Annotated in this window: 8 protein-coding genes; all 8 read left to right on the top strand. The window is 43.2% G+C overall.

Annotation, left to right across the window (positions count from 1 at the left end; translation table 11 throughout):
• Window positions 1-88 precede the first annotated feature (88 nt).
• Complete coding sequence (locus IEY13_RS18815) at window positions 89-3,352, top strand: TonB-dependent receptor (protein WP_188955075.1); 3,264 nt, start codon at window positions 89-91, stop codon at window positions 3,350-3,352.
• Window positions 3,353-3,538: 186 nt separating this feature from the next.
• Complete coding sequence (locus tag IEY13_RS18810; protein ID WP_188955074.1) at window positions 3,539-4,057, top strand: carboxypeptidase-like regulatory domain-containing protein; 519 nt, start codon at window positions 3,539-3,541, stop codon at window positions 4,055-4,057.
• Between the two features lie 149 nt (window positions 4,058-4,206).
• Window positions 4,207-5,334 (top strand): AI-2E family transporter, encoded by a 1,128-nt coding sequence (locus IEY13_RS18805; RefSeq protein ID WP_188955072.1) that lies wholly within the window; start codon window positions 4,207-4,209, stop codon window positions 5,332-5,334.
• Between the two features lie 53 nt (window positions 5,335-5,387).
• Window positions 5,388-7,916, top strand: coding sequence for a PIG-L family deacetylase (locus tag IEY13_RS18800; protein ID WP_188955070.1), 2,529 nt, complete (start codon window positions 5,388-5,390; stop codon window positions 7,914-7,916).
• Between the two features lie 12 nt (window positions 7,917-7,928).
• The gene (locus IEY13_RS18795; protein WP_188955068.1) at window positions 7,929-8,090 is read left to right on the top strand and encodes a hypothetical protein; all 162 of its coding nucleotides are present in this window, start codon (window positions 7,929-7,931) and stop codon (window positions 8,088-8,090) included.
• Window positions 8,091-8,202: 112 nt separating this feature from the next.
• Window positions 8,203-9,945: a sodium:solute symporter family protein gene (locus tag IEY13_RS18790; RefSeq protein ID WP_188955066.1), complete on the top strand. Its 1,743-nt coding sequence runs from the start codon at window positions 8,203-8,205 to the stop codon at window positions 9,943-9,945.
• Window positions 9,946-9,995: 50 nt separating this feature from the next.
• Complete coding sequence (locus IEY13_RS18785; RefSeq protein ID WP_188955063.1) at window positions 9,996-10,703, top strand: DUF4397 domain-containing protein; 708 nt, start codon at window positions 9,996-9,998, stop codon at window positions 10,701-10,703.
• An 850-nt stretch (window positions 10,704-11,553) separates the two neighbouring features.
• The coding region (locus tag IEY13_RS30195; RefSeq protein ID WP_229687916.1) for a hypothetical protein at window positions 11,554-11,746 on the top strand (193 nt) is incomplete at its 3' end.

Here is an 11,746-nt window from a genome sequence, read left to right as displayed (position 1 = left end):
AATAAACTGTTAACATAATGTTGAAATCTGCAACATAATATTGTTTTTCTTTGCATCCGTAAACACACATCAAAGTAAAAAGCTTAACATGAGGAAATTTGCGTTACTAGCAGCTCTGCTATTCGTGCCTTTCTGTATGATTATGGCACAGGTAACAACCAGTACCCTGGGCGGTACGGTTAAAGCTCCGACAGGAGCAGCGCTCGACGGAGCAGTTATTGTGGCCAAACACGAACCCACAGGAAGCGTTTATCAGACAATCAGTAAGGGAGGAGGAAAGTACACTATCGGTGATATGACCCCAGGTGGTCCATACACTATCACCGTAAGTTTTGTAAATCTGGAAACAGTTACACGGAAAGACGTATTTCTGGTTCTGGGTGAAGCCCCAAAGATCGACATTGACATGCAGGACAAGTCAAACGAACTGGCGGGTGTAGTGGTAACAGGCCGTGCTGTACAAGGCAAAAACGGCGTGGGTACCAGCCTGGGCAAAGAAAGACTGGCTGTTCTTCCTACTGTAGGCCGTAACATTACCGACTACTTAAGAGCAACTCCACAGGTAAAGTATACTTCTAACGAAGGTGCTATATCTATTGCCGGTCAAAACAACCGTTACAATGCCTTCTATATTGATGGTGCTATTAATAACGACGTATTTGGTCTGGCAGCATCTGGCACCAATGGTGGTCAGGCTAATATCGCTCCTATCTCTCTTGATGCGATTGATCAGATTCAGGTAATGATTTCTCCTTATGATGCCTCTCTGGGTAACTTTACCGGTGGTGGTATTAACGTGGTTACCAAGTCAGGTACCAACACATTCGGAGGTTCTATATACCACGTGTTCAGAAACCAGTCTCTGGCAGGTAAAACACCAACCGGTAATAAGTCTAATGCCATTAAAATACCTGATTTCAGCAACAAAACCACTGGTTTTACATTAGGTGGTCCGATTATTAAAAACAAGTTGTTTTATTTTATCAGCGGCGAAATGCAGCGTGATGAAAGACCACAACCTTTTGATACTTCATTCTATACAGGTAATACCAAAGGTGCTGCATTACAGGCGCTTGCTGATACCCTGCTGAGAAGATATAATTACAACGGCGGTGGTTTTATTAATAACCCCGAAAAAGTAAAGGCAAACAGGATTACTGCAAAAATTGACTGGAACATCAGCAACAAAAACAAACTGTCTTTAAGCTACCGTTATAATGACGGAGAGCGTAACAACGTTTCTTCATCCAGCTCAAGAACCATTAACTTTTACAACAACGGTTATAAGTTTCCATCTACCAGCCACTCCGCTTCTGCTGAATTAAGAACCAGCCTTAATCATGGAGCAAGCAACAGATTGCTGATTACTTATACAAATGTAAAAGACAACCGCGATCCGCTGGGTAACCCTTTTCCAAGAGTAACCCTTACAGATGGTGCCGGTTCTATTATATTTGGTACAGACAACAGTTCTACTGTTAACCTGTTAACGCAGAAAAACTATACCTTATTCGATGCTTATAAGTTCAGCACCGGTAAGCACTCTTTCTCTGTAGGTACAGATAACGAAATGAGCGATGTATATAATGCCTTTATTCAGAATACTTTTGGTAACTATACTTATGGTTCTGTAAATGCATTTTTAACAGGAGCAAATCCTACCCGTTACCAGGTTGGTTATCCGTTGGTAGATAACAAAACTGACGAAACAACAAGCGCGGCTGCCAAGTTTAAAACTTTGCGTCTGGCCCTGTTTTTCAACGATGAATTCAGACCTACTGATAACCTGACGTTGAACTTTGGTGTGCGAGCTGATTATTTCAACTTCTTAACCAAACCAGGTACAGATGATTATACTAATAATACTGCTATCCCAGTATTTGAGCAGTATTATGATTTAAAAGGAGCGCGTTCCGGTTTAAAACCAACTGTTCCTGTATCTGTTTCTCCAAGATTTGGTTTTACCTATAAAATACCTGCAGCAGGTATCACTCTTCGTGGTGGAACAGGTATGTTCACCGGTCGTATTCCTCTGGTATGGCCCGGCGGTATCTACAACAACAACGGCTTCTACCAGGCTGGTCTTTCTGTAAACAACCCAAGTATTGCGTTTCGTCCTAATCCATACGGACAATACAGAGCAGCTGATTTGGGTGCTACACTTACAAAAGGTAACCTGAACCTGATTTCTTCTAAGTTCAGACTGCCTAAAGTATTCCGTACCTCATTAGCTATTGACAAGCAGGTGGGTGATGGCTGGACCCTTTCTCTGGAAGGTAGCTACACTAAAAACGTAAACGAAGTTTATTATACCAACATTAACCTGGCTCCGGCTATAGGTACTTCTAAAGGCCCCGGCTCACGTAATGTGTATCTGGCTGACAATGCCTGGTTACCTGTAGATGGTACAACCAGCCCTTATGGTTCTGCTATTCTGCTGTCTAACTATGACGGTGCTAAAAAAGGAAGTTCTTATAACGTAACCTTTACTGTTGACAAACGCTTTAGAAACGGCTGGTCGTTTAACGCCAACTATAACTATGGCAGAGCAACCGTGATTCATGAGCCTACCAGTTCTACCAACACTTCTCAGTGGCAGTTTATGGAAACTGTTAACGGTAGAAATAGCATCAGCTCTACTTCCTATTCTGATTTTGATATGGGCCACAGGTTCTTTGCATACGGTGGCAAAACCTTTAACTATGCAGGTGGCAGATTAGCAACTACAGTATCTCTGGTGTACAACGGACAGTCTGGTAACCGCTTCAGCTATGTATATGGTGGTAACGCAGGTATGGTAAGAGATGCTGCTCCATCAAGCAGTGTTACCAGCGACCTGGTTTACATTCCAACACAAGGCGAAGTTGCTTCAATGACCTTCCTGTCTAACACAGTAGGTACTTCACCTAACACAGTTACTTACACTCCTGACCAGCAAAAGCAGGCTTTCAATAAATTTATCGAAAGCAACCCTTACCTGAAAGCACACAGAGGTCAGTTTGCTGAAAGAAACGGTGATAGAATGCCATTCCAGCACGTAGTAGATCTGAGAATTGCACAGGATTTCAACCTCGTAATCTCCGGACATAAGTATAAGTTCCAGGTGATTTATGATATGAATAACTTCACCAACTTCCTGAACAGAAAGTGGGGCAGAACTTATTTCCTGAGCAACGATCAGTTCAGATTGTTAGACTTTGCAGGTTATGTTAGCAATGCAGATCTTACTCCTCAGTATAGATTTACACCTACTATTGCACAACCACAGTCTGAAGCTAACGTAAGCACCAGCACTGCACCGAGCTTTACTGCCCGTTGGATGAGCCAGTTTACTTTACGTTTCATTTTCTAATCAATAGTTGTTTAGTAACTTATAAAAGGGAGTCTCACTGCGAGGCTCCCTTTTCTTCTTCCAATAACTTATAAATTCTCTGTTGCATACACCGTATTTACCATGAAATTTGCATTTGACTTTCTATATTTACCCCGTCTTTTTTCATACAACTCCCTTTTTATGGTTATAAAACGCTGGTTTTTAATGCTGTTACTTCTTCCTTTCGCTGCATCCGCCCAAATGGGATATGGAGGCAGGGGCGGAATGGGAGGAGGTATGGGTGGAATGGGCGGTGGTTCACAGCCCGATTCTAAATCTTATACAAATATCTGCCGTGTATCGGGCAAAGTGTTAGACAGTACGGGCAGTCCGCTGAAGGAGGTTACCATTATTCTTCAGCAGCTGGATCATGAGCCTAACCCAATGGCCCAGCCTGACGACAAACCGGAAGACCCTTATTTTAAAGAAGTTACTACTAAAAAGAACGGTAAGTTTACGTTTAGTTCTCTGCCATTTTACCATGAATATAAGGTTACTATCATGGCCGATGGGTATAAGCGCTGGGAGCAGGATGTGCGTTTTATTCCTAAAAAGAATGAGAAAAAGATTCCTTTTGAGCAAATGAAGCCCGATAGCATTCCGGTACAGGAGCCACCAAGAAGCAAGCCTTCTCCCGAAAAAGACCTGGGAGACATAAAACTGATTCCTTTGACAGCCAGATAGTGTAATTACATATATACTTTATAAAAGTGCTTCCCTCACCGGAGGCATTTTTTTTTGAATAGTACCAAAGCATGGCATAAGCGGCTTTGCAAACGAATGGCAGGCTTATTGATATTGCTCTAGCTTTAAGAATATAACACTGATAACCAATGAATAATTCTACCCTGCCTCTTACCGTAAAGCGGTCTATTGAAATGCTGGGCCTTTTTTTAGTAGGCGCGCTCGTACTAATGGCCAGCGATGTAATAATGCCGCTGATCCTGTCTTTTTTTCTGTCGTTGGTATTATTGCCGGTATGCCGTTTTCTGGTAAAATATAAAGTACCACGAGTGCTGGCTATAGTGTTGTCTATTCTTTTGCTGGTAATAATAGTGGCGTTTTTTGCCTGGCTGTTTTTTATGCAGATCAACAAACTGATTGTAGACTTTCCCACCATCCGGGACAATCTTACCCAGCACGTAAACAATCTGAGCGCATGGATTGACAAGAAGGGGCATTTTTCCACCCAGGAGCAAACCAAAATAATTAACGAACAGAGTAACAAGTTGCTCAACTACGCCGGTGGGGTACTCGGTGGCGTTGCTACATCAGCTACTTCCGTGTTACTGTTCTTCGGCTTAATTCCCATTTATATATTCTTTCTGATGTACTACAAAAACCTGCTGCTGAATTTTGTATTCCTCTGGTTTAAGCAGTGCCATCACGAAAAGGTGCAGGATGTAATGCACGAAACGGAAGCCATTATCAAGAGTTATATAGGCGGGCTGATTATTCAGATTACTTACATGACGCTTCTTATGGGCATTGCGCTTACCATCTTTGGCATTCCGCACGCTATTCTCATTGCCATCATATTCGCTTTTTTAAATCTGATACCCTATATCGGTGCACTTATAGGTAATCTTATCGGGGTATTGCTTACCATTTCTTCTTCGCAGGAACTGGGGCCTGTGTTTACGGTGCTGATTGTAATTGCGGTGGTGCAGTTTTTAGATAATAATATACTGATGCCGAGGATAGTAGGCTCCAAAGTAAAAATAAATGCCCTCGCCAGTATTGTGGCGGTGTTTGTGGGGGGGAAGCTGGCAGGTATTTCAGGTATGTTTTTATCGCTGCCTATTCTGGCCATCTTCAAAATTATATTCGACAGAACGGAAATGTTCCGTCAATGGGGTGTTTTGTTCGGCGAGGAACAACCGCCTGCCAGTCCGTTACAAACCCCTGCTGCTGAAATAGCAGAAGAAACACCACGGCCCGCAGAAGGGGAAAACCGATGAGCTTTTACGGGAGAGAATAACGCTTACCTTCGTTCCATCAATAGCATGGTGAAATGAATAAACTGATCTCTGGCTTATTAGGAACGATACTCACAACAGGAATTATCCAACACGCCCAGGCCCAGGCACCCGTAGTTACCAACAGTACGGACATTTACCGTAAGATAAAGAAGTTAAACGTACTGGGTACAGTGCTGTACTTTGCAGCGCATCCGGACGATGAAAATACACGGTTGATTGCCTGGCTGGCAAAAGAAAAACAATACCGTACCGGTTATCTGAGTTTAACAAGAGGAGATGGCGGTCAAAACCTCATCGGCAACGAGCAGGGATTTGAACTGGGGCTTATCCGTACACAGGAATTACTGGCTGCCCGCCGCGTAGATGGTGCAGAACAGATGTTCAGCAGCGCGTACGACTTTGGATTTTCTAAAAGCGCTACGGAAGCATTGAGCATCTGGAACCACGATAAAGTGCTGAGTGATGCGGTATGGATTATACGCTATTACAAACCTGACGTAATTATCACCCGCTTTCCCGGCGATGAAAGAGCCGGACACGGACACCATACTGCTTCTGCTTTGCTGGCAAATGAAGCATTTACCGCAGCGGCAGATAGCACGCGTTTTCCGGAACAACTGAAAAACGGGCTTACCACCTGGCAGGTGCAACGTATTTTATGGAATACGTTCAGCTTTGGTAACATGAACACCACTAGCGAAGACCAGTTTAAAATAGATGTAGGTGTGTACAACCCACTACTGGGGCAGGGGTATGGTGAAATTGCCAGCGAAAGCCGTAGCCAGCACAAAAGCCAGGGTTTTGGCGTTGCCAGGCAACGTGGCCAATCATGGGAGTATTTTATTACTACCGGTGGTAAGGCCCCGAAGAAAGATTTGATGGATGATGTAGTTACCAACTGGTCTCGGGTAGCAGGCGGCAAAGCCATACAGGCAGAAGTGGATAAACTGATTGCCGGTTATAACTTTGCGCAGCCTGATAATTCTCTTATTGCGCTGGTATCCTTACATAAAAGCATCAGCCGTTTACCGGAATCTACACCTTACCGCACACAGAAGCTGAAAGAAGTAGAAGAGATTATAGTAGCCTGCAGTGGCTTTTTTGCGGAAGCTGTATCGGGTACAGCCTATGCGGTAAAAGGACAGCCGGTTAAAATAAACCTCATGGCCAACTCACGTAATACTAAAGCGGTATATCTTAAATCGGTAAGTATTAATAACGCGCTGGATACCGTTGTTAATACATTACTATCTACCAACCTCAACTGGGCGTTACCTTACATGTTACAGGTATCAGATACTCAGGAAGAATCGCAACCTTACTGGTTGCAGAAGCCGATGAACTCCGGAAGCTTTGAATTACCTGAACAGCATTTTCTGGCGCAGCCGGAAAACAATGCCGCTTATACAGCCCGCTTTGTAATACAGGTAAAAGAGCTGGAGCTGACTGTTGAAAAACCGGTGATGTATAAGTTTACCGACCCGGTAAAGGGTGAAATATATGAGCCGATGGTGGTTATTAATCCGCTGATTGTAGCGGTATCACCTGCTACCACTTTATTGAATGTGCAGCCTGGTAATGAGCGTACTGCGCACCCTTCTGTACAGGTTGATTTCAAAAGCTATTTTACTGCTGCCAATGTTCCGGTAAAACTGCACCTGCAGCAAAACGGTCAGCATATTTATACCAGAGACACTACTATCAATTTTGCATCAGGCAACACCTATACCAGCCACATAAACCTGGAAGGTATTGTTAAAAATGGAGATGCGGCACCGTTAACCGTAGCAGTTGACGTAACATTGAACGGCAAAACATATCAGTTTACAAACTATCTGAAGCATATTGCCTACGACCATATTCCCGATATTAATTATGGTTACCGGAGTATGACGAAGGTGATACCGGATGAAATAAAAACGGTGGGTAAAAAGATAGGGTATATTACTGGTGCAGGAGATAAAGTGCCACCGGCGCTGGAGCAGATGGGATATGAGGTAACACCGCTGGGTGAAAATGATATTACGCCGGCCAGCCTGAAACGTTTTGACGCAGTACTTACAGGTATAAGGGCTTACAATGTAAACCCCTGGCTGGAGCAGAAGTATGGCGTGCTGATGCAGTACATTCAGGAAGGCGGCAACCTGGTAGTGCAGTACAATACCAATTCCGGTATAGGGCCTATTAAATCTAAAATGGCACCCTATCCGTTACAGGTTACCAACAAACGTGTAACGGACGAGCAGGCGGCGGTAAATGTATTGTTGCCACAGCATCCGGCATTGAATTATCCTAATAAAATTACCAGTGCCGATTTTGAAGGATGGATACAGGAGCGTAGTATTTACCAGGCAGAGCAGCTGGATAGTCATTATGAAACCCCATTGTCGATGGCTGATAAAAGTGAAGCCGCTTCCAATGGAAGTCTGGTAATTGCTCCTTATGGTAAAGGAAACTTTGTATATACAGGATTAGTGTTTTTTCGCGAACTGCCTGCCGGGGTGCCGGGTGCCTTCCGGTTAATGGCCAACCTCATTGCATTGCCTAAGCATTCGCTGTAAATATTTTGTGCAATGAGTAGTAAACACGCGAAAGACAGGAGAAGGGTAAGCATAGGCTTATTGATAGTAATAGGCGTAGTGATAGGATTGATTATAAAAAATGTACGGGCAGGTCTGCTGCTGGGGTTGGTAATAGGCTTACTGGCGGGCAGCCTGGCCGGAGGCAGAAAATAAATTGTATGAGTAACATACCTGTGTTTAAAACATGGCGGGCATGGTATGCTGTGGTATTTGTTGTATTGGTACTGCTGATATCGGCATTTGTATGGCTCACTAATTATTTTTCATGAGCACGGTAGATTGGATTATACTAACGATTACGCTTGCGGGTATTATTTTATACGGGCTGTATAAAAGCCAGACCGAAAAAAATCTGGAAGGCTATTTTCTTTCCAGCCGCAGTATGCCGTGGTACATGGTACTGTTGAGTATCATGGGTACCCAGGCCAGCGCCATTACATTTTTATCCGCACCCGGTCAGGCGTTTACCGATGGAATGCGCTTTGTACAGTATTACTTTGGCCTGCCACTGGCCATGATTATATTGTGTATCACTTTTGTACCTGCTTTCAGCAAGCTGAGGGTGTTTACAGCTTACGAGTATCTGGAACAGCGGTTCAATGCGCGCACCAGGTTGTTTACTTCTGCACTCTTTCTCTTATCCAGAGGTTTATCTACAGGTATCAGCATTTATGCACCTGCCATTATTCTCAGCTCGCTCATGGGCTGGAATATATACTGGACTAACATATTCATGGGGGGCGTATTAATCATCTACACGGTTAGTGGTGGGGCAAAGGCAGTGGCTTATACGCAGCAGTTACAAATGCTGGTAATATTTGCAGGTATGTTCATTGCTGCATATATGTTGGTGCATTACCTGCCGGAAGGTGTAGGATTTATTGATGCGCTTAAAGTAGGAGGGGCGGCAGGTAAAATGAATATTATTACCACGGGCATTAGTAAAGAGGGCGGATTTGACTGGAAAGATAAATACAATATCATCAGCGGTGTAGTAGGAGGTTTCTTTCTGGCGCTATCTTATTTTGGTACCGATCAGAGTCAGGTAGGTAGATACCTCACTGCTAAAAATACTACCGAAAGCCGTTTGGGACTGCTTATTAACGGCCTGGTAAAAGTACCTATGCAGTTTTTTATATTGCTAATAGGCGTATTGCTGTTTGCATTTTATCAGTTTAACCCGCAGCCCGTATTTTTCAATAATGCTGTCTCTCATAAAGTGTATACTGCTCCTTACGGAGATTCTTTGTCTGCTACAGAAACGGAGTATCATCAATTAACCACTTCTCATAAATCGTTAACAGCCGCCTGGCTGCAGGCTGATAAACAGGGTAACACCGCTAAGGCGGTTGAATACAGGCAACAGTTGCGGCAGGTGTTGCAACAGGAAGAAGCCGTAAAACAGCAATACAAATACTATCTCCGTAAAGCAGATAGTTCCGCTGATCTCAACGATACCAATTATATCTTTCTCCGGTTTGTGGTAGACTACCTGCCTAAAGGGCTGGTAGGGTTGTTGATAGCTGTTATTTTTCTGGCCGCCTGGGGCTCCATTGCAGCAGCGTTAAACTCACTGGCTTCCTGTACTATGATTGATTTCTGGTGCAGAGGTACCCGACAGGATATTTGCAACTGTGGAGATGATGAAAAACTGAAACAGTATAAAGCCTCCAAATGGATTACCATGGCATGGGGCGTTTTCTCTATAGCAGTTGCAGGCTTTGCCAGCAAAATGGGAAGCCTTATTGAAGCAGTAAATGTTTTGGGGTCATTATTCTACGGTGTTATACTAGGCATTTTTCTGGTGGCTTTTTATATAAAAAAGGTGCAGGGGAATGCTATTTTTATAGGTGCGCTGGTAGCGCAAGCCGCAGTAATACTGTTGTTTATACTGGATAGGTATGGGATAACAGGTATTGGCTTTTTATGGTTTAATGTAATAGGAGCATTGTTAGTAGTAGGTATTTCTTTACTGTGTCAGCTGTTCAGCCATCCATCCGCAAACTGATATGGCATGGTTTTTTAAAGCTTATCTCTACAATTTAATCTTGTTAAACTATGAAAAAGCAGTTCCTCCACGTGAGCAGAAAAATGACATGGGCAGTGGCCCTTATGGGTATTTCCAGTTTCGGTTTTATTTCCTGTAGCAGTGATGATGATCCGGTAGTGCAACCTGATTCTCAGGTAAAAGTGATTCATGCAGTACCTACTGGTGGATCAGTAGACTTTTATCTGAATGGTACTAAACAAAACTCTTCCGCAGTGGCTTATGGTGAGCAAACAGGTTATATTGCTACTTCTAATGGCGATAAAACTGCCGAGTTTAAAACCTCAGTAGATAACAACACTATTCTGAGTGCACCAGTGTCATTTGATGGTGGTAACTACACACTGTTTGCTACGGGCCAGGCTGGTAACAATTCACTTACCACGTTACTGGTAGAAGACAATCTGCAAACGCCTGGCAATGGTAAAGTGCGTGTTCGCTTTGTACATGTGGCCCCTGATGCACCAACCGTAAACGTAGTAGCTAACGATAGTACATGGGCAACCGGCCGTACTTATAAGTCTGCTACTGATTTTGTTGAAGTAAATGCAGGCAGCTATGTATTTAAACTGAACAGAAGCGACAATGGTACCACTGCTTATACCAGCCAATCTATTGCGCTTACCTCAGGTAAAAACTATACCCTGGTAGCTCGTGGTTTAACAAGTGGTGCTGGTGCTGTAGTGGCTCCATTAACCCTGCAGGCTTACGAATACTAGTAGGAAGAACTTACTACCAATCCGAACAGGCTGCATCAGGCTATAATCTGATGCAGCCCGTTTTGTTTCAACACTTGTCGCAAGCTATTTCTTACCCGCAACATGCGTTATATCGTAATGTTGCGCTGTCGATGCAGGTATTTTTATTTTTTAAAGTTGTGCCTGAGAAAGAAGTACCGTTGTGCTGAAAGAACGGGCGTTACTGCCGCTGAAAATTGCAGTTGAGCCGGGAAAAAAAGCTGTTACTGTCAGGAAGAATTGCGTTTGTGCTAAGAAAAAGGCAACACAGTCACAGAAAATTGCAGATATGCTGAGATAAATGTTGTTACTGCCCCAAAGGATTTCAGTTGTGCTGAAAAAGTGGTTAAAGCTGTCGGGAATAATTATAGATGTGCTAAGAAAAAAGTCGTTACTGTTATAAAGAATTACATTCTGCTAAGAAAAAGGAGAGAATTGACCAGAGATATTACAGTTGTGTTACGGAAAAAGTGAGAAGTGCCAGAAAGAAATCCGGTTGTGCTGAAGGGCTGGACAGAGCTGTCCGTTTAAATTGCAGATGAGCTGAGATAAACTTTAGTAGCGTCCGGAAAAAAATCAAATGTGTTGAGAAGAATATCACATGTGCCCGGATATTTTGCAGTTGCGCTAAGAAAAATGACAAAGCTGCTATAAATAATTGCAGTTGCGCTGAAAAAAATCAACTACCTCTTTAAATCGCTGCTGTTAAAATAAAACGAATGGCTTTAATGTCAAACGAAGCCGCTGTTACATTGGAAATATTGGGAGAAGCGCGAATGCCGGCTGTATTTCACCGTATTTTTTAACAAGCTGCCACTCAAATAGTAGTTCTTTGGAGAATTATATTTGGTGCGGAACAAAATCCTCTTATCTTTGCCGCCCGTTCAACGAAAGCGGAAGCTCTTTAATGGTTACAGGCAGAATAAAAAAGGTTCAGAATTTTGAAAATAAATTTGGAACTGAAACTTTAAAACTGCTACCTTTGCAACCCGCTTTAAAAGCGGAACAGTTCTTAAAAAGTATTG

Source organism: Filimonas zeae (assembly GCF_014641615.1).
GTDB classification, from domain to species: Bacteria; Bacteroidota; Bacteroidia; order Chitinophagales; family Chitinophagaceae; genus Filimonas; species Filimonas zeae.
Note: the sequence above shows the minus strand (reverse complement) of the source record. Positions and strands in the feature narration are given on the sequence as shown.

What these genes read in the sequence shown, in the direction of transcription:
- IEY13_RS18795 (WP_188955068.1), top strand. Translation starts at nt 7,929, where the DNA reads ATGAGTAGTAAACACGCGAAAGACAGGAGAAGGGTAAGCATAGGCTTA.
- IEY13_RS18785 (WP_188955063.1), top strand. Translation starts at nt 9,996, where the DNA reads ATGAAAAAGCAGTTCCTCCACGTGAGCAGAAAAATGACATGGGCAGTG.
- IEY13_RS18800 (WP_188955070.1), top strand. Translation starts at nt 5,388, where the DNA reads ATGAATAAACTGATCTCTGGCTTATTAGGAACGATACTCACAACAGGA.
- IEY13_RS18815 (WP_188955075.1), top strand. Translation starts at nt 89, where the DNA reads ATGAGGAAATTTGCGTTACTAGCAGCTCTGCTATTCGTGCCTTTCTGT.
- IEY13_RS18810 (WP_188955074.1), top strand. Translation starts at nt 3,539, where the DNA reads ATGCTGTTACTTCTTCCTTTCGCTGCATCCGCCCAAATGGGATATGGA.
- IEY13_RS18805 (WP_188955072.1), top strand. Translation starts at nt 4,207, where the DNA reads ATGAATAATTCTACCCTGCCTCTTACCGTAAAGCGGTCTATTGAAATG.
- IEY13_RS18790 (WP_188955066.1), top strand. Translation starts at nt 8,203, where the DNA reads ATGAGCACGGTAGATTGGATTATACTAACGATTACGCTTGCGGGTATT.